The 1,597-nt window shown below is 64.7% G+C and carries 2 protein-coding genes and 1 pseudogene; 2 read left to right on the top strand and 1 reads right to left on the bottom strand.

The annotated features are described in order from the left end of the window. On the top strand, positions 1-368 hold a 368-nt coding region (locus ACO1BU_RS37250; RefSeq protein WP_424140885.1), incomplete at its 5' end, for a hypothetical protein. Between the two features lie 914 nt (positions 369-1,282). Here the strand turns inward: ACO1BU_RS37250 and ACO1BU_RS37245 are convergent. Continuing rightward, a pseudogene (locus tag ACO1BU_RS37245) lies at positions 1,283-1,387 on the bottom strand (hypothetical protein); the annotation flags it as partial. A gap of 20 nt (positions 1,388-1,407) precedes the next feature. Here ACO1BU_RS37245 and ACO1BU_RS37240 point away from each other — a divergent pair. Then, the coding region (locus tag ACO1BU_RS37240; RefSeq protein ID WP_424140884.1) for a transposase at positions 1,408-1,597 on the top strand (190 nt) is incomplete at its 3' end.

Raw genomic sequence — 1,597 nt, 5'->3', positions numbered from 1 at the left:
CCCGCCAACCACCGTCGCATGCTTCATCTCCGTCGTGCGACCACCGTGCTCGCCATCCTCAAGGCAGGATGAATGACGGCGGCAGCCGACGAGTGACGGCAGCTCTGGCGCGAACGCTGACAGATCCGAACCGCGCTCGTCAGGATCTCGATGCCGTAGCAGCCGAATACGATGGCTTCGCCGTTCTAGGAACAGTTGTTCATCAGCGTGCGGCGTTCGAACGAGCGGAGGCCCTTGGCCTGGCCGTGACCGAACTGGACAAGCCGAGCGAGTCTGATCGGAAGGCACGTGACGCCATAGCCATGTTGCACGACGAGGTATTCGGGGCCGCGGCCGTGGCCAAGCGCGCGGAGGCCGCGATTGTCTAAGCCCCAAATCTCGGTTCGCCGCCCAGCACGGCCACAGAGTGACCTCAGCGCTTCGGCCGCGCCGAGCCCGATAGCTCCGGCTCCAGTGCCGGCAATAGATCCCGACAGTCCGGAGGCGATGGCCTACGCGATGCGAGGCCGCTCGGCAGGATCAGCAGCCTCAATCCCGGAACGAACTCCTAAGGCGGCTGAGATCGCCCCGTCATCGGAGCCGCCGCAGCCTCCGACTCGCCACGAACAGGCCAAGCCAGAGCCTGACATACCGGCTGTACCCGAGCTTGGAAGGGGGAACGCAGACTCAGACACGGCTCGCTCCCACCGCGAGACCGGGATTTCGGAGGACGACCTCCGACCGCTGTCGATCAAGCTACCTCCTGATGTCGGCCGAAAGCTTGCTGATGTGGCAGACCGTCGCGGATCGAAGCGGACCCATGTCGCGATTGAGGCTCTTACGCCCCCCCTGCGGAGGCTCGCAGCCGAGCACCGCGCCGGTCGCTACCCTGAACTCCCCAAGGTGATCTCTGGGTCCGTCCGGACCTCGGTCGCCTTCAGTCTGCCGGCTGACCTGGCTGCGGATCTGAACTACGTCCTGGCAATCCGACGAGCGGTCAAAGCGCAGGTGATTACGCGTCTGCTGGTTCCAGCCATCGAGGAGATTTACGCGGCTGAGTTCCAAGGCCGGTAACAGGGTCTCATGGGATCTGTCAGCGTTCGCGCCAGAGCTGCCGTCACTCGTCGGCTGCCGCCGTCATTCATCCTGCCTTGAGGATGGCGAGCACGGTGGTCGCACGACGGAGATGAAGCATGCGACGGTGGTTGGCGGGAACATGCTGGTTGTGGCGGACGCAAGGGCGGAGGTGATTGCGGAGTTCGTCGTAGCTGCAACAGAAGCGCTCGGCTGAGGTGAAGCTCTTGAACCCGCGCATACATCGGATGCGGCCTTTGATGCCCCGGTGATCCTGCTCAAGCCCGTTGTTCCTGTAAGCACTGAACCGCCCCGGGTTTCGCGGAGGTTCCAACCCTTGAGTAAGGTGGAGCCATGACGACGAAGAAGACGGCGGCGAGCTACTCGCCGGAGGTGCGGGAGCGGGCCGTGCGAATGGTGCTGGAGGGTGGCGGCGACCACCCGACGCAGTGGGCGGCGATCAATTCGGTCGCGGCGAAGATGGGCTGCACCACCGAGACGCTCCGGAAGTGGGTTCGGCAGGTCGAGCGTGACGGGGGCGGGA

It is taken from the genome of Roseomonas chloroacetimidivorans (assembly GCF_049629625.1).
In the GTDB taxonomy this organism is placed as follows: Bacteria; Pseudomonadota; Alphaproteobacteria; order Acetobacterales; family Acetobacteraceae; genus Roseomonas; species Roseomonas chloroacetimidivorans.
This window is presented reverse-complemented; position numbering and strand designations above follow the sequence as displayed.